The organism is Aeromonas molluscorum 848 (assembly GCF_000388115.1).
GTDB lineage: Bacteria > Pseudomonadota > Gammaproteobacteria > Enterobacterales > Aeromonadaceae > Aeromonas > Aeromonas molluscorum.
In genome coordinates this window covers 26,804-49,185 of sequence record NZ_AQGQ01000003.1, presented here as the reverse complement: position 1 = coordinate 49,185, position 22,382 = coordinate 26,804, and the positions used below count along the sequence as shown (strand labels likewise).

Sequence of the window (22,382 nt, the reverse complement as noted above, 5' to 3'; positions counted from 1 at the left end):
CCCCGCCTCGGCGGGGTGTTTCGTTATGGGGCTGATCAGGCCGTCGGTTCGCCGCCGTCTGGGGCCGCGATGAGGTGATTGAGAAAGAAGCTGAACAGTTCGGCGCGCGAGCCGAGCCGCAGCTTGGCGTAGAGGTGCTTGCGGTGATTCTTCACAGTGCCGCCGCCAATCCCGAGGGCCGTGGCGATGGCCTCGGTATCCAGCCCTTGCAGCAATAGCTCCGCCACCTGCCGCTCCCGGCGGGTGAGCCTGTCACCCCCCACGCTTGCCATCGCCTGTTCCACAGCACTCTTGAGGCTGGCGCTGTCCGGCTGCGCGCTGCTCTGGGCCAGCAGCGGCGTCTCCTGCCGCCACTGCTGACGACACAGCGAATGCACCAGCGGAAAGATCGCCTCCAGCCTGGCCAGCTCGTCACGACTGAGAGGGCTGCGCTTGTCCAGGCGGCCGAGAAACAGCATCAGGGTGAGTCCGCCGCGCACTGGCAGGATCAGTCCCACCTCCTCCTGCCAGCCGGTGGCCTGATAGAAGTGGTGGCGATATTCGGGATCGAGCCGCCCCTGGGAGACCTGCGCCAGGGTCCAGACCCCGGCCCCCAGCCCCTGATCCAGCGCCAGCATGAAGGGATCCTGACTGAAGTGGCTGGTGAGGTAGCGATCAAACAGCAGGGCCCGCTGATGGTTGAGGTTGTCGTAGAGGTAGACGGGGCGCTGCCCCACCCCGAGCAGCAGGGCGCAATCAAACGCCACCTGCTGCTGGATCAGCCGCACCAGGGTCGCCGCAAAGGCGCTGCTGTGCAGGGCATCGACCACCTCGGTCATGCTGCGGGTCAAGGCATCTGTGGGGAATGGCTGGGTCATGGTCGTTGAGTCATGGTGGTGGGTTCCCGGTGGAGGGGAGCTGCTCCCCACTATGGCGGGATGCTAGCACGAGAGTGACAAAACTGTCCCTTAGGGGACATATTCGCCATCGGCCAGAACGGCGAGGATGACGGCTTTTCCCCCTGCTGTTGGAGAACCCCCATGATCAACCCCCACCTGCTTGATGAGCTGACCGAGCGCGGCCTGGTGGCCCAGCATTCCGATCCGGCGGCCCTGGCCTCCCACCTCGCCACGGCGCGCACCCTCTACTGCGGGTTCGATCCCACCGCCGGCAGCCTGCATATCGGTCATCTGGTGCCACTCTTGATGCTGCGCCGCTTCCAGCTGGCGGGTCATACCCCAGTGGCACTGGTGGGCGGGGCAACCGGCCTTATCGGCGATCCCAGCTTCAAAGCAACCGAGCGCAGCCTCAACAGTGCCGATACCGTGCAGGGTTGGGTGGCCAGCCTGTCGGCCCAGATCAGGGCGCTGCTGCCGGCCGATGAGGGCCTGTCGGCACCGCAACTGGTCAACAATGGCGACTGGATGGGGCAGATGTCCGCCCTCGATTTTTTGCGGGATATCGGCAAGCACTTCTCGGTCAACGCCATGCTGGCCCGTGAATCGGTACGCCAGCGCCTCGCCCGCCCGGATCAGGGCATCTCCTTCACCGAGTTCTCCTACGCCCTGCTGCAATCCTACGATTTTGCGGTGCTCAACCAGCGGCTCGGCTGCACCCTGCAGATTGGCGGCAACGACCAGTGGGGCAATATCACCAGTGGCATGGATCTGACCCGCCGCCTCCATCAGACCCAGGTCCATGGCATGACCCTGCCCCTTATCACCAAGGCGGACGGCACCAAGTTCGGCAAGACCGAAGGCGGCGCAATCTGGCTCGATCCTGCGCTCACCTCGCCCTACGCCTTCCATCAGTTCTGGCTCGGCACCGCGGACGAGGATGTCTACCACTTCCTGCGCTACTACAGCTTTATGTCGCTGAGCGAGATTGATGCACTGGAGGCGGAAGATGCCCAGCGGCAGGGGCGCAAGCAGGCCCAGCAGGTGTTGGCAAACGAGCTGACCGAACTGGTGCATGGCAAGAGGGCGCTGGCGGCGGTGCAACGCATCGGTGAGCTGCTGTTTCGCGGCGACGTGGCTCGCCTCGGCGAGAGCGATCTCGCCCAGCTGGCGCAAGATGGCATGCCGAGCAGCCGCAGCGAGGGTGAAACGGATCTGGTGACCCTGCTGGTGGAGTGCGGTCTGGCGAATTCCAGGCGCATCGCCCGCGAGCTGCTGGCGGCGGGGGCCATCAGCCTCAATGGCGTGCTCAAACGAGATGAGCGGCTGAGCGCAGGCGAGCGGCTGTTTGGCCGCTACCTGCTGCTGCGCCGGGGTAAGAAGCAGTACCAGCTGGTGATCTGCTCATGAGGCGGTCAGCTCGCCGATGACGTAGTCGAGGAAGTGGCCGACCAGGGCAGACTCGGCCCGGCGCTGGGTGTAGAGGGCGTAGAAGTGGGACCCCTTGGGGCGGTAGGCGGGCAGTACCTCGCGCACCGTCCCATCGGCCAGCTCGCCCGCCAGCAAGTAGCGGGGAAGACGGGCGATCCCCAGGCCCTGGCGCATCGCCTCGTGGATCGCCCTCTTGCTGCTGAAGGCAAGTTCACCCACCACCTCGAGGGGGATCTCGCGCCCCTGATCCAGCAGGGTCCAGCGCTCGTGGCGGCTGTACTCCTGGCTGCGGGTGATGAGGCTGTGCTGGTGCAGACCCTGAGGAGTGGCCAGGGGCGGGTGGGCCTCCAGGTAGGCGGCACTTGCGCACAGCACCAGCTCGTCCGGACCGATAGGGCGCGCCAGGTAGGGTTCGGCGCTCAGCTCGGTGCTGCGAAACGCCACGTGCAGGTTGTCGCGCAGCAGGTCGGCGGGGTGATTGCTGAAGTCGGCGATGAGGCGCACCTCCGGATGGCTGGCTCGAAAGCGCAGTAGCACCGGGGTCAGCACCACCTCGCCCCAGAGATCCGGCGCCGTGATGCGCAGCTCGCCGCACAGGGCCGAGCGGCGGCGTTGCAGGCCATCCAGCAACTGCTCGTGCAGGGCGATCATCTGGTCGGCCTGGCGGTAGGCGAGCTCGCCTGCGTCGGTTAGTTGCACCCGGCGTGTGGTGCGGCTCAGCAGTTCGCTACCGAGGTGCTGCTCGAGGTGGCGAAGATCCTTGGAGGCCTTGCTTGGGGTGATACCAAGGTGGGTGGCGGCGGCGGCGAAAGAGCCACAGCGGACGATGGCGATCAGCAGGCGCATCAGGTAGAGGGTGTCGAGCTTGTGGTTGCTCATGGGGACTCACTTATTGTGTCTTGTTGGGAATGAATGTGTTTCTTTTGAAATGGATTATATCCCAAAGGTGGGGGGATATAGTGGCAGCCATCCGATTGCGATCCTAGGAGAAGGCAATGAACAAGGCGCTGAACGACAGCTTCCACTTCGAACGGGCCGGCCTGTGGCTCAAGAACCGTGCCGTGCTGGCCCCCCTGACCCACAACATGAGCGGCGCCGGGGGAGATCCCGGCCAGGCCGAGCTCGACTGGTTGGTGCGCTGCGCCCGCGGCGGCTTCGGCCTGCTCATCGCCGCCGCCACCCAGGTGCAACCCGGCGGACGTTGCTGGGCCGGACAACCGGCCCTGATGACCGATGCCCAGCAGCAGGCCTTCACCACCCTTGCCACCCGCGTCACGCAGGCGGGGACGCTGGCTGTGGTGCAACTGCACCATGGCGGAGTGCGTGCCCTGCCCGAACTCAACGAGGGGGCTCCGGTGGGCCCCGGCGAAGTTGCACCAGGCGGGCGCTATCCACGCGGGGTCAGGGCGCTGACCGAGGAGGGGATCCTGGCCGTTGTCGAGGCCTTCGTGCGCGCCGCCGAGCGGGCCCAGGCCGCCGGTCTGCACGGGGTCGAGCTGCACGCGGCCCACAACTTCCTGCTCTGCAATTTCCTCAATCCGCTGCACAACCAACGCACCGATCGCTGGGGAGGCACTCTGCCCAACCGGGCGCGGATCCTGGTCGAGATTATCAGGGGCATTCGCGCCAGCCTGCCGCGTGCCTTCCTGGTCGGGGTGCGTCTCTCCCCCGAGAGCTATGCCCATATTCAGGGTATCGAGTTGCCCCATCAGCTGGCGGTGGCGCACTTGCTGGCAGACGAGGAGATCGACTACCTGCACTTCTCCATGGGGGACAGCTTCAAGGCGGTGAATGGGGATCCGGACGGAGGATCGCTGCTGGGGGCGGTGCAGGCCGGGCTGGCGGGACGAGTGCCGCTCATGGTGGCAGGCAGTATTCGCGATGCCACCTCAGCCCAGCTGGCTTTGGCTGGCGGCGCCGACCTGGTGGCGGTAGGCACGGCGGCCCTCGGTAACCCGGACTGGATGACCAAGGTGAGCCGCGGCTTGCCTCTGCTCCAGGCCCCGTTTACGGCGACACGGCTCGAGGAGGTCGGTTTCACGGCGAGCGCGCTCGGCTACCTTGCTGGCATGGGTGTACTGGCCCCGCATGATGCAGCATAAGGGGGCATCATGAGCGAATGGACCCTGTTGCTGATGTTCATCCCCACTTTCTTTCTCATCTCCGTCTCACCCGGACTGTGCATGATGTTGGCCATGAGCTTCGGCGCCAGCCTGGGAGTGCGCCGCACCCTCTGGGTGATCGGGGGCGAGCTGGCCGGGGTGGGGCTGATCGCCCTCACTGCCCTGCTCGGCTACACCCGGGTGCTGGCCGAGCAACCGGCGCTGCTACAGGGTTTCAAGTATCTGGGGGCTCTCTACCTGCTGTGGATGGGGATCACTGGCTGGCGCGGCGGCGGGCAGAAGGCGGCGACCAGTCAGGTGGATAGCGGGCGCCTGAGTCTGCTGCTGCGGGGTTTTACCGTGGCCATATCCAATCCCAAATCCTGGCTCTTCATGATGACCCTGCTGCCGCCCTTCATCAGCCCGGCCCTCTCTGCCGGGTTGCAGACCCTGCTGTTCGTCACCCTCATTATCCTGATCGAATGCGTCAACCTGCTGCTCTACGCCTACGGTGGGCAGAGAGCGGATCGGCTGCTGCAGACCCAGGGGCGGGGGGATCTGCTGGGGCGGATATCCTCTCTGCTAATGATGGGGATCGCCCTCTACTGGCTGCTGACCTGATGCGACAACGCCCTCCGTGAGAGGGCGTTGTCGTGGGCGGCTCAACGACTCAGCGGCAGCAGCTCGGCGTAGTCATGTATGGCCGGGAAGCGGATGATCTGCTGTGGCCGTTGCTGGCTGTCCGGGTTCTGGATGGCGAGCTGATAGCCGATGCCAAAGTCGGCGGCTGCCTGCAAGATACGCTCGCTGTCATCGACAAACAGGGTACGAGCGGGATCGAATGCCAACCGTTCGGCCAGCGCCTGCCAGCAGTACTGGCTCTCCTTCGACCAGCCCAGTTCGTGGGTGCTCACCATCAGATCCAGATGACTGGCGAGGCCGAGCCGGGCCTCCTTGACCGAGAGGCTGGCGGGGTGGGCATTGGTAAACAGCACCAGCTGCTTGCCCGCCGCCCGCAACTCGGTCAGGAAGGGGATGGCGTTGGGTCGCCACTGGATCTTCTCCAGGATCTCCTGCTTGAGGGCGCGAATATCCAGCCCCAGGGTCTGGCTCCAGTAGTCCACACAGTACCAGTCGAGGGTGCCGCTGACGGCGTGATAGCAGGTATCTATCCGCGCCTTGGCCTCGGCCAGCGGCAGTTCGAGCCGCTCGGCGTAACGCTCGGGCACCAGCTGTTGCCAGAGATGACTGTCAAAATGGAGATCGATCAGGGTGCCATCCATGTCGAGCAGGACTGTATCTATCTGGTGCCAGGGTAGCTGGGTCGGCATGGGTTGTCTCACTGCTGAAAAGGGGGCGGCATTATAACGGATTTTTAGCGTCGCTTTCCCGGCCTTGGCCCGTGGTGTTCGTCTTGCGACTCGTTTACTCTTGAGTCATGACTCTCGCCAGTGGCCCGGCTATGGATCCCAACAAGCGCAAACCCGACATCATCAAGGCTGAAATCGTGGCCGAAAGCCGCCTGTTCAAGGTGGAATCCCTGCACCTCAAGTTTTCCAACGGCGAGGAGCGAGTTTTTGAGCGGATGCGGGGCGGTAACCGGGGCGCCGTCATGGTGGTGCCCATGCTCGATGCAGACACCCTGCTGCTGATCCGCGAATATGCCGCTGGCACCCACAGTTATGAGCTGGGCTTCCCCAAGGGTCTGATCGATCCCGGTGAGGATGCCCTGACCGCGGGGAATCGCGAGTTGATGGAGGAGGCGGGCTTTGGTGCCAACAGCCTGATCCCCCTCAAGCAGGTCTCCCTGGCCCCCGGCTATTTCGCCAGCAAGATGGACATATTGCTGGCCCGGGATCTCTTCCCCGAGCAGCGGGTCGGTGACGAGCCTGAGCCCCTGGAGGTGATCCCCTGGCCCCTCAATCGCATCGACGCACTGCTCGAGCGGGAGGACTTCACCGAATCACGTAGCATCAGCGCCCTGCTGTTGACCATCAAGTGGTTGGCAGAGCAGGAAAAATAAAGCCAGAGCGGCGAGTGACACAGAGGATGACAAGATGCAGGAACTACTGAGCTGGGTTCCCGGGGTCAAGGAGATAGCCCGCGAAGCGGGGCGTATCCTTCACGACATCTATCAAGGCGGTCAGTTTGAGCGCGAGCTGAAGGAGGATGCGACCCCGGTCACCAGTGCCGATCTCGCCGCGGATGCTTACCTCAAGCAGGCGCTTGCGGCACTCACCCCCCATATCCCCGTGTTGACCGAGGAGGCGGCGGATGTCCCCTTCAGCCAGCGATCCAACTGGCGGCAGTATTGGCTGGTGGATCCTCTGGATGGCACGGGGGAATTTATCGCCGGCAGTGGTGACTTCGCCACCCTGATAGCCCTGGTGCGGGACAATGTGCCCGTGCTCGGCGTCATCTATGCCCCCGAGGCGGATCTGCTCTACTGGGCGGTGCGTGGTCATGGTGCCTTCAAGGAGGCAAATGGCGAGAGCAAGCCCATTCGCGCCCAGCATCATGAACATGATCTCCCCAGCTCCCTGGTGATCGCCATCAGCCGCCGTCAGCAGCAGGTGAGTCTGACTCGTCGTCTCAACCCCGCCATCCACTATGATCTGGTGCCGCTGGGTTCCAGCTCCCTCAAATCCTGCCTGGTGGCCGAGGGGGCGGCCGACTGTTATGTGCGACTCGGCCCTACCGGCGAGTGGGACACCGCAGCGGCTCAGTGCATCGTCGAGGCGGCTGGGGGGCGTATTCTCAGTCTGGCACTGCAGCCGCTGAGCTATAACGAGACCGAGTCCCTTGGCAATCCCGACTTTATCGTGATGGGGGATCCTCGTCTGGCTTGGACCCAGATAGTGCTACACCGCGACTAACTGCACCTTGCATCGGCATGAACAACGGCGACCCTCAGGTCGCCGTTTTTATTGAGATCGTCAGCGCGGAGGAGTTCGCCTGCCATCAATCAAGGGGTGGTTCTGCGGCGGTTTTCTGCTGGTGCAACCATTGACTGGGGGTCAATCCGCACTGCTTGGCGAAGGCTCGGGTCAGGGTGGCGGTACTGCCATAACCTACCCCGGGGGCAACCAGCTTGAGGGGCTCCCCCGTCAGAAGGCGCTGCTGGGCCAGGGCCAGCCGCCACTCGGTCAGATAAACCAGTGGCGTCTTGCCTATTACCTGATGGAAGTGGGCGGCGAAACGGGCGCGGGACATGCCCACCAGCGCAGCCAGCCCTTGCAGCGTCCAGGGGTGCTCAGGTTGTTGCTGCATGGCAATGATCGCCTTGCCCAGCCGGACATCGGCCAGTCCCGCCAAGACACCTCCGCGATAGAGTCCGGCATCGAGTACATGGCGCAGTACCAGAATGAGCAGCAGATCCAACAGCCGATCCAGGGCCTGGCTCTGGCCATAGCCGGGCTGGCTCGCCTCCTGAAATAGCAGTTCCAGCACCGGAGCCAGGCCGGGGGCGCTGGCCAGAGGAATGACGAGCCGACGGGGCAGCGCTGCCACCAGAGGATTGGCATTGGTGCGCCCGAAGCGGACGTTGGCGCAGACCAGATCGCAGTCTAGCCGACTCTGCATTCGGTGGCTGCTGCCCCCGGGAAACAAGATCAGGCTTGGCTCGACGAGGATGAGCGGCACCTCCCCATCACTGCGTAGTCTGAGCGTGCCCGCCCGCAGCAGGTGGAGATGACCGCCAGCGTCCGAGCCCTCATAGTCGGCCCGGCCACACAGGCTGCCTGCGTAGAAGATCTGCGCCCGGGGGGCATATTGATGAAGCAGTGCCGACAAGGAATCCATGATTGAGACGATGAGTGATCTTTTTTGGACTATTGGTAATAAATCGTATCATGCTTTTTGAAATACTCACTCTCGTTGACCAGCTAGTTCATTAACACGAGAGGAAGATTTTCATGGTACGTATCAATCCCCTGACCCTCGCCGAGGCCAAGCCGGCCACCGCCGACACGCTCACTGCCATCAAGGGTAAACTCGGCATGGTGCCCAATCTGTTCTCCACGCTGGCGCACTCCCCTGCGGTGTTCAAAGCCTATCTGGCCTTCGCCGAGGCCCTGGGCCAAGGGCGGCTCGATGCCCGTCAGCGGGAGTTGCTGGCCTTGGCCATAGGTCAGGTCAATGCCTGTCAATATTGCCTGAGTGCCCATGTGCTGGGTGCCAAGAAGGCTGGTTTCTCCCCGGAGCAGATCCGTGATGCGCGGCTGGGTGAGGCTGAAAATCCGCTGGATCAGGCGTTGATCACCCTGGCAATCCTGGTGGTGCGCCAGCGCGGTGTCATCGATGATACCCAGCTGCAAGAGGCCAGAGTCGCCGGGGTCGATGATGAGCTGCTCATTGAAGTGCTGGGTCAGGTCGCCCTCAACACCCTCACCAACTACAGCAATCATGTGGCGGGCACAGAGATAGACTTCCCCGCCGTGGCGGTGAGGCCATGAACCGGGCCGCTTTGTTGACGCGCGCCGCCCCGCTGACCCGGGCGGATGCGGGTTATCTGGTTGCGCTGTTTGGTGTGGTGGCGACCCTGATCTGGATCGGCGTGTTCAAGTTCACCCCGACCGAGGCGCAGGCAATCCGTCCCATGGTGGCCAGCCACCCCTTGATGAGCTGGCTCTATGGCATCTGGTCGGTGCAAGGAGTCTCCAACCTGATCGGTATCGCGGAATTGCTGGTGGCGCTTGGCCTGGTGCTCTCCCTGCGTTATCCCCCGCTTGGTCTCTATGCGGGCGCCGCCGCCAGCCTTATCTTTCTGGTGACCTTGAGCTTCCTGTTCACCCTGCCCGGGGTCTGGAAGTGGGTGGATGGTGTCCCCGTGATCAATTTTTTCCTGTTCAAGGATGTGGTGTTTCTCGGGGTGTCCCTGACCGCCATGAGCCGCAGCCGCGCGGCCTGACTTGATGTTTCACCTACTGTTTGCGCTCCAGGATGGGGCGCTTTTTTGTCTGCTATCGGCACAGAGACAATAAAAAACGCGGCTGATTAAAGCCGCGTTTTTACTGCCCCTGAGTGATGACTCACTCGGCGTCGTAATCTTCAATCTCTTTGCCAAGGGCTTCCATGATAGCGCGGGCCTCAGCCGGGACGCTGTCCGGGTGATCCTTGCGCAAATCGTCGTCGCCGGGCAGTGGCTGGCCGGTGAACGCATGGAGAAAGGCCTCGCAGAGCAGTTCGCTGTTTGTCGCATGGCGCAGGTTGTTCACCTGGCGACGGGTGCGCTCATCGGTCAACACCTTCAACACCTTGAGCGGGATCGAGACGGTAATCTTCTTGACCTGTTCACTCTTCTTACCGTGTTCCGCATAAGGGCTGACGTAGTCGCCGTTCCACTCTGTACCCATGATTCACCTGTTCTCATTTGGCCTTGAGCGCGGATTTTAACCCTTAAGGAAATCAATGGCAATCCAACAGCAAAGCCATTTAGACGTCTAGAAGTGTTGACGGCTTTATTTGGGTGGCGTAATGTCTTGTGCAATGGCGAGGATGGACTCGCACAAGGATGAGGAGAGAGAGATGACCCACAAGGCAACCCTGACGGTACGCACCGGCATAGAGACAGATACCCAGCATGGTGCCGTAGTGCCGCCCATCTATCTCTCCAGCAATTACACCTTTGCCGACTTCGGCGTACCCCGTCAATATGATTATGCCCGCTCCGGCAACCCGACCCGTGGCAATCTGGCGGACGCGCTGGCCGCCCTGGAAGGGGGGGCGGGCGCCGTGGTGACCGGCACCGGCATGGGGGCCATCCATCTGATAACCCAGGCTCTGTTGCAGGTGGGGGATCTGTTGATTGCCCCCCATGACTGTTATGGCGGCACCTGGCGCCTGTTCGAATTTCTGGCCGCCAAGGGCAACTATCGGGTCAAGTTCGTCGATCAGGGCGATGAGCGGGCGTTGGCCGCCGCCCTGGCCGAGGGGCCCAAGCTAGTCTGGGTGGAGACGCCCTCCAACCCGTTGCTGCGGGTCGTGGACGTGACGGCCATCTGCGAGGCTTCCCACGCCGTGGGCGCCCTGGTGGCGGTGGACAACACCTTCCTCTCTCCGCTGTTGCAGCAACCCCTGGCGCTTGGCGCAGATCTGGTGGTGCACTCCACCACCAAATACATCAATGGCCACTCGGACGTCGTAGGGGGCGTAGCCATCGCCAAGGAGCAGGCGCTGGCCGACAGCCTGCTGTGGTGGGCCAACTGTCTGGGGTTGACCAGTGGCGCCTTCGATTCCTATTTGACCCTGCGGGGTCTGCGCACCCTGGGGCCCCGTCTGCGCACCCATCAGGAGAACACCCAGAGCATACTGGCCTTCTTGCAGACTCAGCCTCTGGTGAAGACCATCTACCACCCCAGCTTGCCGACTCATCCTGGCCATGAGATAGCCCGTCGCCAGCAGTCCGGTTTCGGTGCCATGCTGAGCTTCGAGCTCGACTGCGACGAGGCGGGTCTGCGTGCCTTCCTCGGCGCCCTCAACTACTTCTCGGTGGCCGAGTCCCTCGGTGGGGTAGAGAGTCTGGTGGCCCATCCGGCCAGCATGACCCACAGGGCCATGAGCGACGAGGCCCAGCAGGCGGCGGGGATCAGTCCCCAGCTTTTGCGGATCTCGGTCGGCATAGAGCATGGCGAGGATCTGGTCGCCGACTTGGCCCAGGCCCTGACCATTGCCGGTCAGGTGGCGTCATGAACCAGCATTATCAAGAAAGATCAGGGAGCGAATTGACCGTTGGGGATGAGATCAAGATGAATGCAGAGGTCAAGGAGGCCGAGGTGACGGTCAGCGTACAACATCGGCAAGTACACAAGTTTGGCGGCAGCAGCCTGGCCGATCCCGTCTGTTACCGCAGGGTCGCGGCCATCGTCGAGCAGCAGGGCAATGGCAGCGAGCTGATCGTGGTGTCGGCTGCGGGCAAGACCACCAACCGCCTGATCCAGCTGGTTGAGCTGGCCGAGGCGGGGGACGAGGCGGCCGGTGAGGCGCTCAACGCCCTGCGTGCCTATCAGCAGGGCTTGATCGATGGCTTGCTGGAGGGCGAGCTGCACCAGAGCCTGACCACCCAGCTCAACGGTGACCTCGGCAGTCTGGGCCAGATCCTGGAGGGCCAGTTCGATCGCTTCGAGCGCAATGGCCTGCTCGCCTTTGGGGAGGTCTGGTCGGCACGGCTCCTGGCCGCGCTGCTTACCAGCCGGGGCGAGCCCGCCATCTGGCTGGATGCCCGCAGCTTCCTGCGTGCCGAGGACGGTGCCCTGGTCAAGGTGGACGAGGCGCTCTCCAGCGAGCTGCTCAAGGCGCGCCTTGCCGAGCATAGCGGTCGTGTCGTGGTGACAGGTTTCATCGCCGCCGACATGGAGGGGCGCTCCCTGCTGCTCGGTCGCAATGGTTCAGATTACAGTGCCAGCCTCTTGGCCCTGCTGGCGGATGGGGATTCCACCACCATCTGGAGCGATGTGGCCGGGGTTTACAGCGCGGATCCGCGCCGGGTCAAGGAGGCGCGCCTGCTGGAGCGGCTCAGTCTGGCCGAAGCCAACGAACTGGCTCGCCTGGGATCCTCTGTGCTGCACTCGCGCACCCTGCAGCCGGTGGCGGACAGCCGCCAGCGTCTCACCCTGAGATGCAGCTACAACCCCGACGAGGGCTGTACCCACATCTTGCGCCGTGCACCGCGCAGCAACGGGGCTCGTATCGTCAGCTCGGTGGATCAGATTGCCCTGATCGAACTCAAGGTGTTGCCCCAGGGCGACTTTGAGCAGGCGGTCAAGACCATAGAGGCCCACCTGGCACGATATCGACTCAGCCCGCTCACCCTGCAACGCCAGCCGGACAGGCGGGTGTTGCGCCTTGCCTATACCCTGGAGGTGGCGGTCGGCGCCTACGATCTGCTGCGCGATTTCCAGCTGCAGGGTGGCTTCACCGGTCTTATCCAGAAAGAGGGTTACAGCCTGGTTGCCCTGGTGGGATCGGGGGTGACGGACAACGCCGAGCAGTGCCACCGCTTCTATCAGTTGCTGGCGGATCAGCCCCAGGAGTTCGTTCAGGTCGCCAAGGATGGATTGAGCCTGGTGGCTGTGCTGCGTCAGGTGGTGCTCGAGCCCTTGATGATAGCCCTGCACAGTGCCTTGTTCAGCCGCCCGGCCCGGGTCGGTCTGGTGCTGTTTGGCAAGGGCAACATCGGCAGCCAGTGGCTCAACCTCTATGGCCGCGAGAAGGCTCGTCTCGAGAGCGAGCTGAACGTGGCGCTCACCCTGTACGGGGTCTTCAACTCCCAGGGCGGCCTGCTGGATGAGGAGGGGCTGGATCCCATCAAGGTGCAGAAGCACTTCGAGCCCAGCCCGCTCATCTGGCCAGAGTTGCTGACCCAGCTGGAGCAGCACGGCTTTGACAGCCTGATCGCGCTCGATCTCACCGCCAGCGAGACGGTGAGCCGTTACTACCCGGACTTTGCCCAGCTCGGCTGCCACATCATCGCCGCCAACAAGTTCGCCGGTGCCGCCGAGAGCGAGTTCTACCAGCGCATCAAACAGAGCTGCCGCGACCATCAGGTGCAGTGGCGCTACAACGCCACCGTCGGTGCCGGTTTGCCCATCCAGTCCAGCATCCAGATGCTGCGTCAGAGCGGCGATCGCATCCAGGGCGTCTCCGGCATCTTCTCCGGTACCCTGAGCTGGCTGTTCCAGCAATATGACGGTAGTCGCCCCTTCTCCGAGCTGGTGGACGACGCCTGGCAGCAGGGGTTGACCGAGCCGGATCCTCGCGAGGATCTCTCCGGCCAGGATGTGCGCCGCAAGCTGCTCATTCTGGCGCGGGAGGCGGGCTTCGAGCTGGATTCCGCCGATATCGAGCTGGAAAACCTGGTGCCTGCGGCCCTGCGCAAGCTGTCGGTCGAGGAGTTCATGGACAGACTGGGCGAGCTGGATGGCCCGCTCCAGACGGCCTTTGAGGGGGCTCGCCGGGTTGGCAAGGTGCTGCGTTTCGTGGCCCGCTTCGAGCAGGGCGGCAAGGCGCGCGTCGGACTGGAGACCCTTGAGCCGCACCATCCTTTCGCCAATCTGCTGCCTTGCGACAATGTCTTTGCCATAGAGAGCGACAGCTACCGCACCAACCCGCTGGTCATCCAGGGGCCGGGGGCAGGGCGTGAGGTGACCGCCGGCGCCATCCAGTACGACCTCTGGCAAATCTGCGCCGAGCTGTGAGGCCGGGAAAGGAACAGTAAAAGGGCGCCTTATGGCGCCCTTTCCGTTATTCCAGATCCCTGGGGGGCGAGGTGATCGCCTCCCCGAGCATCTGATGAAAGTAGGCTTGATAGTCGAAGTCGATCCCCTCTAGGTAGGGGTTGGTTAGCACCAGCGCATGGCGCCGCTTCAGCTGCACCAGCGCCAAGGCGGGTTGAAAATGCTGACGCCAGAGACGCTGCAAGGAGCCCTTGCGCCAGGCGCGCTCCAGTCCGGTCTGTACTCGGGCCAGGGCGGCGCCATTGGCCTCGTGGCTGTAGAAGAGGTGGGGGTTGGGGTACGAGATGACGATCTGGTCATCCAGGGCCAGACCCGGCATGGTGTGGCGCCGTTGCCACTCCTGATATACCTCTCCCGCCCCCCGGCAGAAGAGATCGGCTCGCCCCCTGGCCACCAGTTTGAACAGACGCTCGTAGCCATCCACCTCCAGCACCTGCATGCCGGCGCGCTTGAGCACAAGTGCGTCCTGCCAGCCCCGCCCCTGTACCTGACGAAAGGTGCGCAGCGCCACCAGGGTACGGACCTGGGCAAAGTCGGCCTCGCGCCCCTCGTTGACGAAGCAGACCCGGTAACTGAGTATGCCCAGGGTGATGGGGAAGCGAACGTGGCCGAGATGAGGGTGTTCGCTCGGATTCAGCCAGGCATGAGAGGCGATCAGGTTGGTGTAGCTGTTCTGTGCCAGTTGCTGGAGCAGCCGGGTCCGGTTCATGGACGGCGCCTGGGCCAGTTGGTACTCCCCAAAGTCTGCCCGGGTCTCTTCCAGCGCCAGGCGCAGCAGATCCTGCTCGTAGCGGGTGCGCTGATCCTGAGGACTCTCGGGACTGACATGGGTGAAGAGGGTGGCGGCCCCGGCCTGGGGCCCTGCCAGCATGAGGGCGCAGAGCAGTGCCCGGCACAGTGCTCGCCTGTTCGTTGAGGTCATGTCGCTTCCTGATCCGCTCGCATGACCCCAGTGTAACCGGACAGGGAGCCGGGATCAGCCTGGGATCACCACAACAGTTGGCCGAGCAGGGGGGCGAGCAGCACAGTCACCATGCCCGCTATCATCATCACCATGCTGGCAACGACTCCCTCCTCATTGCCCATCTGATAGGCTCGGGCCGTGCCCGCCCCATGGGCCGATGCACCAAACCCGGCCCCCTTGCCGAGCTTGCTGCGGATGGCGAGACGGCGCAGAACCAGATCACCCACCGCCATGCCGATCACCCCAGTCAGTACCACGAACAGGGCGGTCAGGTCGCTCTGGCCACCGACGCGCTTGCTCGCCTCGACGGCGAAGGGGGTAGTGATGGAACGCATGGCCAGGCTGCGTTGCAGCATATCCGAGAGGCCCAACCAGCGTGCCAGCAGCACGGAGCTGCCCACCGCCATCACCACGGAGGCAAGTACCCCGAGGGAGAGCGACAACCAGTGCTTGCGCATCAGGGCCTGATTTTCATAGACGGGGATGGCGAAGGCGACCGTGGCCGGACCCAGCAGCCAGAGCAGCCAGTGGCTGTCGGCCATATAGGTCTCATAGGGGATGTGGCAGAGCAGCACCAGGGCGACCAGCAGTGCCGGGGCCAGCAGCAGGGGCATCAGGGGCAGGATGCGCACCCGACCATAGAGCCACTTGCTGAGGTAGTAAAACAGCAGGGTGAGGGCCAGGCAGAGCAGGCTCAGGGCTTGGCTAGTCATGGCGACGCGCCCGGCGGGCCAGTTTGAGTTCGAGCCGATAAACCCTGTCCACCACCAGGGCCGTGGTGCCGAGTACCAGCACAGTGCTGAGGCTTATCACCAGCAGGATGCGCAGCCCCTGATTGAGCAGCAACGCCTGATAGTTGACCAGAGCCACCACGGCGGGCACGAAGAACAGCAGCATCTCGGCCAGCAGCCAGCGAGATCCTGCGCTAAACCAGCGGGTCTTGACGACGCCGAGCAGGATCAGGGCGAGCAGGGCCAGCATGCCGGTGAGATTGGCGGGCAGCGGCAGATGAAACAGGCGCACGGCGCCATCGGCGAGCCACCAGATGGCGGCCAGCAGGGCGACCTGCAAGGGGGTGATAAACCAGACGGGCAGAGGCATGAGAGAGGGCCATTCGGTAAGAAGGCTTTCAGTCTACCGTCAGGCTAAACCTGCAAAAAATGAATTTAAATTATCAAATTCATGCCAAATTGGCATGATGTGACCTTAGCCCCCAGGAAGAGAGCCCATGGATATCCGTGCCCTGCGTTACTTCGTCGAACTGGTGCGTGAGCAGAGCTTCACCCGTGCCTCGGAGCGCCTGTTCGTCACCCAGCCAACCATCAGCAAGATGATCCGCAGCCTGGAAGAGGAGCTCGGTCAGCCTCTGCTCAACCGGGAGGGTCGCCGTTTTACCCTGACCGACAGCGGTCAGGTGCTCTTCACCCGTGCCCAGGAGATATTGACGCAGATGCTGCAACTGGAAACCGAGCTGGCGGATCTCCAGAGCCTCAAGGGCGGCCGCCTAGCCCTGGGGATGCCCCCCATGGTGGGTCATGTCTATGCCGATCTGATCCGCACTTATCGCCAGCGCTACCCGGCCATCGAGCTGTCTATCGTGGAATATGGCGGACGGCGCATCGAGCAGGCCGTCTTGGAGGGAGAGCTGGATCTGGCCATCACCATGCTGCCGACGCGGGAGTCGGGGGCACTCAACGCCCTGGAGCTGGCCAGCTATCCCATCCAGGTGGTGTTGCCGGCAAAACCGCACTGGCGCGAGCGGGCCTGCGTCAACTTCCCGGATCTGCGTGACGAGCCGCTGCTGCTCTACACCCAGGCCTTTACCCTGAGCGATCGCATCGAGCAGGCCTGTCAGGATGCGGGGTTCAGCACCCTGGTGGCGGCCCGGAGCAGCCAGTGGGATTTTCTCACCGCCATGGTGCGCAGCGGCATGGGGGTCGCCTTTTTGCCCGAACCTATCTGTCGCCGTTTGAACCCGGAAGGGCTGCTGCTCAGGCCGCTGTTCCCCGAATTGAGCTGGCAACTCGGAGTGATCTGGCCTCAGGGCCGATATCTGTCACGCAGCGCCGAAGCCTGGTTGGCCCTCTGCCGCGAGTTGCAGGCAGAGTAAGCCGGTATTTGAGCGCTGCGGGCAGGGCACGAACTCTCGTCATCCGCCGCCCGTCCTCGGTGTTACCAAGGCCGTCGGGGGCCACCTTGGTTTTGCTGCCCATCAGCCTGAGATCGACGCTTCAATGCGCATCAATGCCCCGAGCCGACGACAGAGCTGGCGCAGGGTCTGGTTGTCGAGACTGCCAAAGCCGAGCAACCAGCCTTCCAGCCTGGGCTCGCCAAGGTAGAACTGGCTAAGTGGACGCAGGCCCAGCCCCAAGGCGTTGGCGGCCTGGGTCCAGCGGGCCTCGCCACCCGGGGGCAGCAGCACGGCGCATTGCAGGCCTGCACCGCTGTGAATGGGGGTTAACTGGGGGCAGTGTTCGGCCAGCTCGGCCAGCAGCAGATCCCGCCTGCTCTGGTAGAGCAGGCGGCTCTGGCGCAGGTGGGTGGCGAAGTGGCCAGCCCGGATAAAGTCCGCCGTGACCGCCTGTTGCAACTGATTGCTGTGGCCATCGAAGGCGGCGCGGGCCCGGCTGAAGGCCTCCATCAGGGGGCGCGGCAGTACCAGATAGGCGAGTCGCAATGAGCCGAACAGCACCTTGCTGAAGGTGCCCACATAGATGACTCGCCCCTGATTGTCGAGCCCCTGCAGGGCGGGCAACGGCCGCTGATCGTACTGATACTCCCCATCGTAATCGTCTTCCAGAATCCAGGCCCCGTGCCGCTCGGCCTCGTGCAGCAGCGCCATCCGCCGCGCCAGAGTCATGGGGACGCCGAGGGGATACTGGTGGGCGGGGGTGCAGTAGATGAGACTTGGCCTGGGTCGCTCCCCCGCAGGGTTGAGCCCCTCCTCGTCCACCGGTACCGGATGGATGCGGGCCGCGGCGCTCTCCAGTGCGGTTCTGGCTCCCGGATAACCGGGATCTTCGACCCAGACGGTGTCGCCGGCGTCGATGAGCAACTGGGTTGCCAGCAAGATACCCTGCTGGGAGCTGGTGAGGATCAGGATCTGATCCGGCTCGCACTGCACCCCGCGTGACTGCACCAGATAACTGCTGATGGCGGCTCGCAGCTCTGCCAGCCCTTGCGGATCCCCATAATTCATCCAGTCACTGGCACCTTGGCGCCACTGCTGCTGCATCACGCGGCCCCAGAGCGCCTGAGGAAAGATCCGTGGATCCGGCTGGCTGGAGGCAAAGGAGACGCCGACCTCGGGGGCGTCGTGACAGGCGCCGCCAGCGGCCATCTCCTGACCGCGTCGCGACAGCCCGGCCGCCGACTGGGGCGGCCGGGGGACGGGGCGCACCGCCGCCAGGGCAACGAAGCTGCCGGCCCCCACCTTGCGCACCAGATAGCCCTCTGCCTCCAGGCGGCCATAGGCCAGCTCCACCGTGCTGCGGGAGATGCCAAGATCCTTGGCCAGCATGCGGCTGGCGGGCAGGCGACTGTGTTGAGGCAGATGACCGGCCAGGATAGCGCCGCGCAATGTACGTACCAGCTGCTCGTGCAGCGGCAGATCGTTCTGCTGCTGGTTGGCAAACAGGGTGGGCAGGGCACTCATGATGGCCTCCGAATGGCCTGGGGAGAGTTACTGGCCGAGATGGTGCAGCCCAATGTAGGTACCAGCTGCTCGTGCAGCGGCAGATCGTTCCGCTGCTGGTTGGCAAACAGGGTGGGCAGGGCGCTCATGACGGCCTCCGGGGTGGGCAGTTCGCTCGCGAAATTGGTCTGTTCATATTGGCAAAATTGGTCGGCGTGGCAAGGCCATTTTATCGCTACATTTGAGGAACAGAGCAAGGAGTTCATCAACCTCAAGGAGTCGGGATGTCAGAGTTCAGTGCCTTCATCAGCTGGCGGCGGGGTGCCTGCGAGCCCTTCGTCGATCAGCGTTACAGTCGGGCCCATGAGTGGACGTTTGATGGCGGCGCCAGAGTGCCCGCCTCATCATCTCCCCACGTGGTGCCCTTGCCCTATTCGGTGGCGGAAAATGTCGATCCGGAGGAGGCCTTCGTCGCGGCGCTGTCCAGCTGCCACATGCTGGTGTTTCTCTGGCTGGCGGCCAAGCAGCGCTATCTGGTTGAACACTACAGCGATAAGGCGGTCGGTATCATGGAGACCGACGAGCGTGGCCGCCAGTCGATTACCCGTGTCACCCTGCGCCCTCAGGTGGCGTTTGCCGGTAAGCGCCAACCCAGCCTGGCCGAGCTTGAGCAACTCCATCATCAGGCCCACGAAGAGTGCTTCATCGCCAACTCGGTCAGTACCCAGGTCACCACTGACGTCTCGTTATATCAGGAGTCCGTATGAGTCATGTTTTGAGCACAGGGGTAGCCAGCCCGGCGGATGCCAACACCTTCTTCGAGGCCCAGCTGAAATATCGCACCGATCCGGCCGATCTGGCCGCTGATCTGCTGGCCGGGGAAGCCGCCATCGTCGTCATCGACACCCGCTCCCCCGAGCATTATGGGAAGGCACATATCCCGGGGGCCATCTCCTTTCCCCATAGCACCATGAGCCCGGCCACCACCGAGGGGCTGGCGCGAGACAAGGTCTATGTCTGTTACTGCGACGGCATCGGCTGTAACGGCTCGACTCAGGGGGCCTACAAGCTGGCCGCGCTCGGGTTTCAGGTCAAGGAGCTGATCGGTGGCCTGCACTGGTGGCGTCAAGATGGCTTCGCGGTCGCCAGCGGCGCCCAGGCCGGAGTATTGCAAGAGGGAGGGATCGCCTGTGGCTGCTAACCACTTTACCAATGAATTCAATCAACCCCTGGGCGCTGTGGTGCCGGATTGGACGGGGGGCGAGTTCCCCCCTCATCAGGTCATGAGTGGCTGGGGCTGCCGGTTGGAGCCCCTGGATCCCGCGCAGCATGGCGGTTCGCTTTGGCAGGCGTTCAGTGCTGATGATGGCGCCATGTGGACTTATCTCACCAGCGGCCCCTTCGAGGACGAGTCTGCCCTGCGAGCCTGGTTGCAGCAGTGCGCAGCCAAGGTCGATCCCCAGTTTTATGTCATTGTCGACGAGCCGAGCGGCAAGGCGCTGGGGCTCGCCAGTTATCTGCGCATCGACCCCGCTGCGGGTAGCATTGAGGTGGGTTGGCTGCACTTCTCCCCTGCCATGCAGCGCACCCGCCTCTCGACCGCCGCCATGGCATTGATAATGGGCCGGGCCTTTGAGCTGGGCTATCGTCGCTACGAGTGGAAGTGCAACGATCTCAACCTGCCTTCACGCCAGGCAGCGCTGCGGCTCGGTTTCCGTTACGAGGGCACCTTCCGCCAGGCCAGGGTCGACAAGGGTCGTTCGCGCGATACCGCCTGGTTCTCGGTGATCGACAGGGAGTGGCCCGCCCTGCAAGGCTGCTTTGCGCGCTGGCTGGCGAATGACAACTTCGATGGGGCCGGGGGTCAGCGGCTGCGGCTCTCCGACTTGACGGCGGCCTGCCGCGCTCAGGCAGACCAGATACCCTGATCGTCGGCCGGTGCCCTCGCTGGCAACACCCGATAAAACCAAAGAGGCCCCGGATGTCGGGGCCTCTTTGCTATCTACTCTGCGACCTAATCATGGTGCTCGCCGATAGGGGCGGCTAGCCATTTCATCAGGGTCAGCATGTCTTGCGGCGCCACCCCGACCGAAAGGCCGCGTTTGCCGCCGCTCACCAGGATCTCGTCAAATTGCAGGGCGGAGTCATCGAGCACGGTGGGCAGCAACTTCTTCTGGGCCAGCGGGCTGATACCCCCCACCTTGTAGCCGGTCAGCTTCTCGGCCTCGGCAGGCTTCATCATCTCCACCTTCTTGAGGCCCGCCGCCTTGGCGAGCTGCTTGAGGCTGCACAGGCCCGATGACGGCACTATGGCCACTACCGCCTGCTTGTCGTGATGGGCGAGCAGGGTCTTGAACACCTGGGCCTGCGGCAAGCCGAGCTGGCTCGCGGCATGCTTGCCAAAATCGTCGTGGGCGTCGCACTCATAGGGGTAGAGCTTGTGGGGGATCTTGAGCTTTTTCAGCAAGTTGATAGCGGGTGTCATCGGATTTCCTCGAGCCTCGGCAAGGTCAGACAGTTTGCGCCGAGGAGAGTGGCATGACAAGTGACCAGGGGAGCGTTTCTGATTTCGGAGGTTAGCGTAACTGAATGTTCGCACCTATGATCTGGGATCTGCATCCCGCATAGCTATGCTGGCTGTAATGATATGTAGACTATCGAAAGGAATCGTAGTCATGAATATCCCAGCACTCTGCCCTCCCGATCGCTATGACATCCTCGCCCGATTAACCGCCCTCGATCGTGCCTACGGCATTGTCGAATTCGACCTCAATGGTTGCATGGTGTCGGTCAATCCACGGCTCTGTGCCATTCTCGGCTACAGCCCCGAGGAGCTGATTGGCCAGCCCCACTCTCTTCTGCTTCCTCCCGAACAGCAGGGTGAGCACGATAGTTTCTGGCAGGGGGTGCTTTGCGGAGAGATCTACGCTGGCAAGTGTCGCCGTATCATGCGCAGCGGCAGGAGCGTCTGGCTCCATGCTACCTACATGCCGATCAGCGACGAGGTGGGCTCACTGCTCGGGGTGATCAAGCTGGCTCACGATATTACCTCTGAGGTGCTGGCCGAACAGCGAGTCGAGCTGCAGAGCCAGCTGTTTGACATCATCGTCGTCGCCCATCAGAGCTTTCTGCTCGATCGCAACCTCGCCTCCGCCTGCGATACAGTCTTCGAACGGCTGTTGAGCGTGAGCCAGAGTGATTACGGCTTTATCGGTATAGTCCAGTGCGAAGAAGAGCGGCTCAGCCTGTATGTTCCCTCCATCTCCAATGTCTCCTGGAATGAGGCCACCCATGCATGGTACGAGCAGCAGAGGCAGGATAGGGGCGGGCTCATTTTTAGCAAACTAGACAACTTGTTTGGTCATGTGGTGACTCACAACACCCTGGTGTGCTGCAACGATCTGCCGAGCCATCCGGCGAGTCGCGGCGTCTCGCCCCCTGGACATCCCCATCTGGACAGCTTCCTTGGTATCCCGATCCGCCACAAGGGCGAGGCTATCGGCATGATTGCCCTGGCTAACCGACCAGGTGGCTTCGATGAAGCGCTGGTCACGTTGCTCGACCCCCTCACCACAACCCTCGGCACCCTGATCCACGCACGTAACCTGGAGGACGAGCGCAACCGGATGGAACGGGTGCTGCGTTTCAATGCCGAGCACGACTTTCTTACCAAATTACCCAACCGCAGCAGCTTCTTCATCCAGGCCAATATATTGTTCGATCACTTGCAGCACCACCCGGCGGAGAGAGAGGCGTGCTGCCTGGCCCTGATCGACATCGATCTCTTCAAGCAGATCAACGATGAATATGGCCATCTGGCCGGAGATGCCGTGCTAAAGGACTTGGCTCAGTTGCTGTTGCAGGCGGTGCGCAGCCAGGATCTGGTGGCGCGCTTTGGCGGAGAGGAGTTCATCATGCTGCTGCGCGGCGCTACCCTCAAGGATGCCCAAGAGGTCATGGATCGCACCCGCCAGCAGATAGAGCACCACGTTTTTTTACATCATGATCAATCGATCGCCGTCACCATCAGCGTGGGCCTTACCCCTTATCAGCCGAGCTACCACTGCATGGACGACTGGCTGCAATGCGTCGATCTGCGCCTCTATGATGCCAAGCGGCAGGGACGTAACCGGATTGCCTAGC

The 22,382-nt window shown here is 63.1% G+C and carries 25 protein-coding genes; 14 read left to right on the top strand and 11 right to left on the bottom strand.

The genetic code is table 11. The annotated features are described in order from the left end of the window. Positions 1 to 35: 35 nt before the first annotated feature. Positions 36 to 857 (bottom strand): helix-turn-helix transcriptional regulator, encoded by an 822-nt coding sequence (locus G113_RS01365; RefSeq protein ID WP_005891868.1) that lies wholly within the window; start codon positions 855 to 857, stop codon positions 36 to 38. Between the two features lie 162 nt (positions 858 to 1,019). Here G113_RS01365 and tyrS point away from each other — a divergent pair, with 162 nt between their 5' ends. Then, positions 1,020 to 2,285 carry a tyrosine--tRNA ligase gene (gene tyrS / locus G113_RS01360; RefSeq protein WP_005891866.1) on the top strand — a complete coding sequence of 422 codons (1,266 nt, stop codon included), beginning with the start codon at positions 1,020 to 1,022 and terminating at the stop codon, positions 2,283 to 2,285. Here the strand turns inward: tyrS and G113_RS01355 are convergent. Beyond that, complete coding sequence (locus tag G113_RS01355; RefSeq protein ID WP_005891864.1) at positions 2,280 to 3,185, bottom strand: LysR family transcriptional regulator; 906 nt, start codon at positions 3,183 to 3,185, stop codon at positions 2,280 to 2,282. The two genes, tyrS and G113_RS01355, sit on opposite strands and share 6 nt — an antisense overlap. A 116-nt stretch (positions 3,186 to 3,301) precedes the next feature. Here G113_RS01355 and G113_RS01350 point away from each other — a divergent pair, with 116 nt between their 5' ends. Together G113_RS01350 and G113_RS01345 are read left to right on the top strand one after the other, a co-directional pair. Further along, positions 3,302 to 4,408 (top strand): oxidoreductase, encoded by a 1,107-nt coding sequence (locus G113_RS01350; protein ID WP_005891862.1) that lies wholly within the window; start codon positions 3,302 to 3,304, stop codon positions 4,406 to 4,408. Between the two features lie 9 nt (positions 4,409 to 4,417). Further along, on the top strand, positions 4,418 to 5,029 hold the full coding sequence (locus G113_RS01345) for a LysE family translocator (protein WP_005891860.1): 612 nt from the start codon (positions 4,418 to 4,420) through the stop codon (positions 5,027 to 5,029). Between the two features lie 41 nt (positions 5,030 to 5,070). Here G113_RS01345 and yrfG read toward each other — a convergent pair whose 3' ends face one another. Continuing rightward, positions 5,071 to 5,739, bottom strand: a complete 669-nt coding sequence (gene yrfG / locus G113_RS01340) for a GMP/IMP nucleotidase (protein ID WP_005891858.1) — start codon at positions 5,737 to 5,739, stop codon at positions 5,071 to 5,073. Positions 5,740 to 5,846: 107 nt separating this feature from the next. Here yrfG and nudE point away from each other — a divergent pair, with 107 nt between their 5' ends. Both nudE and cysQ read left to right on the top strand, forming a co-directional pair. Continuing rightward, entirely contained in the window at positions 5,847 to 6,431 is a 585-nt protein-coding gene (gene nudE, locus G113_RS01335; RefSeq protein WP_005891856.1) for an ADP compounds hydrolase NudE, read from the top strand. 34 nt (positions 6,432 to 6,465) lie between these two features. Further along, positions 6,466 to 7,284, top strand: a complete 819-nt coding sequence (gene cysQ, locus G113_RS01330; RefSeq protein ID WP_005891855.1) for a 3'(2'),5'-bisphosphate nucleotidase CysQ — start codon at positions 6,466 to 6,468, stop codon at positions 7,282 to 7,284. 85 nt (positions 7,285 to 7,369) lie between these two features. On the opposite strand, the gene G113_RS01325 is transcribed toward cysQ, so the two are convergent. Continuing rightward, positions 7,370 to 8,209, bottom strand: coding sequence for an AraC family transcriptional regulator (locus tag G113_RS01325; RefSeq protein ID WP_005891853.1), 840 nt, complete (start codon positions 8,207 to 8,209; stop codon positions 7,370 to 7,372). A gap of 113 nt (positions 8,210 to 8,322) precedes the next feature. Here G113_RS01325 and G113_RS01320 point away from each other — a divergent pair, with 113 nt between their 5' ends. Together G113_RS01320 and G113_RS01315 are read left to right on the top strand one after the other, a co-directional pair. Continuing rightward, on the top strand, positions 8,323 to 8,862 hold the full coding sequence (locus G113_RS01320; protein WP_005891851.1) for a carboxymuconolactone decarboxylase family protein: 540 nt from the start codon (positions 8,323 to 8,325) through the stop codon (positions 8,860 to 8,862). A gap of 32 nt (positions 8,863 to 8,894) precedes the next feature. After that, positions 8,895 to 9,317 (top strand): DUF417 family protein, encoded by a 423-nt coding sequence (locus tag G113_RS01315; RefSeq protein WP_040318805.1) that lies wholly within the window; start codon positions 8,895 to 8,897, stop codon positions 9,315 to 9,317. A 121-nt stretch (positions 9,318 to 9,438) separates the two neighbouring features. Here the strand turns inward: G113_RS01315 and metJ are convergent, their stop codons facing one another. Beyond that, positions 9,439 to 9,762 carry a met regulon transcriptional regulator MetJ gene (metJ, locus tag G113_RS01310; protein ID WP_005891844.1) on the bottom strand — a complete coding sequence of 108 codons (324 nt, stop codon included), beginning with the start codon at positions 9,760 to 9,762 and terminating at the stop codon, positions 9,439 to 9,441. A gap of 172 nt (positions 9,763 to 9,934) precedes the next feature. Between metJ and metB the strand changes: the two genes are divergently transcribed. Both metB and G113_RS01300 read left to right on the top strand, forming a co-directional pair. Continuing rightward, on the top strand, positions 9,935 to 11,098 hold the full coding sequence (metB, locus tag G113_RS01305) for a cystathionine gamma-synthase (RefSeq protein ID WP_005891841.1): 1,164 nt from the start codon (positions 9,935 to 9,937) through the stop codon (positions 11,096 to 11,098). Positions 11,099 to 11,154: 56 nt separating this feature from the next. Then, positions 11,155 to 13,602 carry a bifunctional aspartate kinase/homoserine dehydrogenase II gene (locus G113_RS01300; RefSeq protein ID WP_040318804.1) on the top strand — a complete coding sequence of 816 codons (2,448 nt, stop codon included), beginning with the start codon at positions 11,155 to 11,157 and terminating at the stop codon, positions 13,600 to 13,602. 46 nt (positions 13,603 to 13,648) lie between these two features. Here the strand turns inward: G113_RS01300 and G113_RS01295 are convergent, their stop codons facing one another. The 3 genes from G113_RS01295 to G113_RS01285 all read right to left on the bottom strand — a co-directional run bounded on the left by G113_RS01295 (position 13,649) and on the right by G113_RS01285 (position 15,706). Then, on the bottom strand, positions 13,649 to 14,563 hold the full coding sequence (locus tag G113_RS01295; RefSeq protein ID WP_005891836.1) for a hypothetical protein: 915 nt from the start codon (positions 14,561 to 14,563) through the stop codon (positions 13,649 to 13,651). 65 nt (positions 14,564 to 14,628) lie between these two features. Next, positions 14,629 to 15,318 carry an LrgB family protein gene (locus tag G113_RS01290; RefSeq protein ID WP_005891834.1) on the bottom strand — a complete coding sequence of 230 codons (690 nt, stop codon included), beginning with the start codon at positions 15,316 to 15,318 and terminating at the stop codon, positions 14,629 to 14,631. Then, a complete protein-coding gene (locus tag G113_RS01285; RefSeq protein WP_005891832.1) occupies positions 15,311 to 15,706 on the bottom strand; it encodes a CidA/LrgA family protein in 396 nt (131 codons plus the stop codon). Before G113_RS01285 ends, G113_RS01290 begins: the two co-directional genes overlap by 8 nt. Positions 15,707 to 15,833: 127 nt before the next feature. Here G113_RS01285 and G113_RS01280 point away from each other — a divergent pair, with 127 nt between their 5' ends. Beyond that, entirely contained in the window at positions 15,834 to 16,715 is an 882-nt protein-coding gene (locus G113_RS01280) for a LysR family transcriptional regulator (RefSeq protein ID WP_005891830.1), read from the top strand. Positions 16,716 to 16,817: 102 nt separating this feature from the next. On the opposite strand, the gene pdxR is transcribed toward G113_RS01280, so the two are convergent. After that, positions 16,818 to 18,260, bottom strand: coding sequence for a MocR-like pyridoxine biosynthesis transcription factor PdxR (gene pdxR, locus G113_RS01275; protein WP_005891828.1), 1,443 nt, complete (start codon positions 18,258 to 18,260; stop codon positions 16,818 to 16,820). Then, positions 18,257 to 18,388: a hypothetical protein gene (locus G113_RS21945; RefSeq protein ID WP_269077619.1), complete on the bottom strand. Its 132-nt coding sequence runs from the start codon at positions 18,386 to 18,388 to the stop codon at positions 18,257 to 18,259. Before G113_RS21945 ends, pdxR begins: the two co-directional genes overlap by 4 nt. A 135-nt stretch (positions 18,389 to 18,523) precedes the next feature. Between G113_RS21945 and G113_RS01265 the strand changes: the two genes are divergently transcribed. From G113_RS01265 to G113_RS01255, 3 genes are read left to right on the top strand one after another with little or no spacing between them, the layout of a single operon-like run. After that, a complete protein-coding gene (locus G113_RS01265; RefSeq protein ID WP_005891824.1) occupies positions 18,524 to 19,006 on the top strand; it encodes an OsmC family protein in 483 nt (160 codons plus the stop codon). After that, positions 19,003 to 19,440: a rhodanese-like domain-containing protein gene (locus G113_RS01260; RefSeq protein WP_005891821.1), complete on the top strand. Its 438-nt coding sequence runs from the start codon at positions 19,003 to 19,005 to the stop codon at positions 19,438 to 19,440. Before G113_RS01265 ends, G113_RS01260 begins: the two co-directional genes overlap by 4 nt. Beyond that, on the top strand, positions 19,430 to 20,167 hold the full coding sequence (locus G113_RS01255) for a GNAT family N-acetyltransferase (protein ID WP_005891819.1): 738 nt from the start codon (positions 19,430 to 19,432) through the stop codon (positions 20,165 to 20,167). The genes G113_RS01260 and G113_RS01255 overlap by 11 nt, the downstream gene beginning before the upstream one ends. A gap of 86 nt (positions 20,168 to 20,253) precedes the next feature. On the opposite strand, the gene ybaK is transcribed toward G113_RS01255, so the two are convergent. Then, the gene (ybaK, locus tag G113_RS01250) at positions 20,254 to 20,724 is read right to left on the bottom strand and encodes a Cys-tRNA(Pro) deacylase (RefSeq protein ID WP_005891817.1); all 471 of its coding nucleotides are present in this window, start codon (positions 20,722 to 20,724) and stop codon (positions 20,254 to 20,256) included. Positions 20,725 to 20,914: 190 nt separating this feature from the next. Here ybaK and G113_RS01245 point away from each other — a divergent pair, with 190 nt between their 5' ends. Continuing rightward, positions 20,915 to 22,381 (top strand): sensor domain-containing diguanylate cyclase, encoded by a 1,467-nt coding sequence (locus G113_RS01245; protein ID WP_005891815.1) that lies wholly within the window; start codon positions 20,915 to 20,917, stop codon positions 22,379 to 22,381. Position 22,382: the final 1 nt, after the last annotated feature.

Coding starts and splice junctions, on each gene's coding strand:
- G113_RS01365 (WP_005891868.1), bottom strand. CDS start 857: ATGACCCAGCCATTCCCCACAGATGCCTTGACCCGCAGCATGACCGAG.
- tyrS (WP_005891866.1), top strand. CDS start 1,020: ATGATCAACCCCCACCTGCTTGATGAGCTGACCGAGCGCGGCCTGGTG.
- G113_RS01355 (WP_005891864.1), bottom strand. CDS start 3,185: ATGAGCAACCACAAGCTCGACACCCTCTACCTGATGCGCCTGCTGATC.
- G113_RS01350 (WP_005891862.1), top strand. CDS start 3,302: ATGAACAAGGCGCTGAACGACAGCTTCCACTTCGAACGGGCCGGCCTG.
- G113_RS01345 (WP_005891860.1), top strand. CDS start 4,418: ATGAGCGAATGGACCCTGTTGCTGATGTTCATCCCCACTTTCTTTCTC.
- yrfG (WP_005891858.1), bottom strand. CDS start 5,739: ATGCCGACCCAGCTACCCTGGCACCAGATAGATACAGTCCTGCTCGAC.
- nudE (WP_005891856.1), top strand. CDS start 5,847: ATGACTCTCGCCAGTGGCCCGGCTATGGATCCCAACAAGCGCAAACCC.
- cysQ (WP_005891855.1), top strand. CDS start 6,466: ATGCAGGAACTACTGAGCTGGGTTCCCGGGGTCAAGGAGATAGCCCGC.
- G113_RS01325 (WP_005891853.1), bottom strand. CDS start 8,209: ATGGATTCCTTGTCGGCACTGCTTCATCAATATGCCCCCCGGGCGCAG.
- G113_RS01320 (WP_005891851.1), top strand. CDS start 8,323: ATGGTACGTATCAATCCCCTGACCCTCGCCGAGGCCAAGCCGGCCACC.
- metJ (WP_005891844.1), bottom strand. CDS start 9,762: ATGGGTACAGAGTGGAACGGCGACTACGTCAGCCCTTATGCGGAACAC.
- metB (WP_005891841.1), top strand. CDS start 9,935: ATGACCCACAAGGCAACCCTGACGGTACGCACCGGCATAGAGACAGAT.
- G113_RS01300 (WP_040318804.1), top strand. CDS start 11,155: ATGAATGCAGAGGTCAAGGAGGCCGAGGTGACGGTCAGCGTACAACAT.
- G113_RS01295 (WP_005891836.1), bottom strand. CDS start 14,563: ATGACCTCAACGAACAGGCGAGCACTGTGCCGGGCACTGCTCTGCGCC.
- G113_RS01290 (WP_005891834.1), bottom strand. CDS start 15,318: ATGACTAGCCAAGCCCTGAGCCTGCTCTGCCTGGCCCTCACCCTGCTG.
- G113_RS01285 (WP_005891832.1), bottom strand. CDS start 15,706: ATGCCTCTGCCCGTCTGGTTTATCACCCCCTTGCAGGTCGCCCTGCTG.
- G113_RS01280 (WP_005891830.1), top strand. CDS start 15,834: ATGGATATCCGTGCCCTGCGTTACTTCGTCGAACTGGTGCGTGAGCAG.
- pdxR (WP_005891828.1), bottom strand. CDS start 18,260: ATGAGTGCCCTGCCCACCCTGTTTGCCAACCAGCAGCAGAACGATCTG.
- G113_RS21945 (WP_269077619.1), bottom strand. CDS start 18,388: ATGAGCGCCCTGCCCACCCTGTTTGCCAACCAGCAGCGGAACGATCTG.
- G113_RS01265 (WP_005891824.1), top strand. CDS start 18,524: ATGTCAGAGTTCAGTGCCTTCATCAGCTGGCGGCGGGGTGCCTGCGAG.
- G113_RS01260 (WP_005891821.1), top strand. CDS start 19,003: ATGAGTCATGTTTTGAGCACAGGGGTAGCCAGCCCGGCGGATGCCAAC.
- ybaK (WP_005891817.1), bottom strand. CDS start 20,724: ATGACACCCGCTATCAACTTGCTGAAAAAGCTCAAGATCCCCCACAAG.
- G113_RS01245 (WP_005891815.1), top strand. CDS start 20,915: ATGAATATCCCAGCACTCTGCCCTCCCGATCGCTATGACATCCTCGCC.